General features: G+C 53.0%; 1 protein-coding gene. It reads right to left on the minus strand.

Features of this window, described 5'->3' with window-relative positions; translation table 11 throughout:
- On the minus strand, positions 1-253 hold a 253-nt coding region (locus PUR56_RS43340), incomplete at its 3' end, for a hypothetical protein (RefSeq protein WP_329948455.1).
- Between the last annotated feature and the right edge of the window lie 66 nt (positions 254-319).

Below are 319 nucleotides of genomic sequence, written 5' to 3' on the forward strand. Positions count from 1 at the left end.
GCGGCCTGCCACCCCCCCCCCCTCCGCCCCGCACCCCCCGCCGCGGGCCCCGCCCCCGCCCGCCGGCCCCCCCAGCGACCCCGTCCGAGCTACCACCCAGCGTGCCCACCCACGCGTCCCGCCCCACGGCCCCCCACCCCCCCCCCACCCACCAAAACAACACCCCCCAAAAAAAAAAAAAAAAAAAAAAAAAAAAAAAAAACAAAAAAAAAAAAAAAAAAAAAACAAAACACAAGCCCCACAAAACACCCAACCACCCACACAAACAAAACACAAAAAACAAAAAAAAAAAAACAAACCAAAAAAAAAAAAAAAAAAA

The organism is Streptomyces sp. BE303 (genome assembly GCF_036290945.1).
Lineage (GTDB): Bacteria > Actinomycetota > Actinomycetes > Streptomycetales > Streptomycetaceae > Kitasatospora.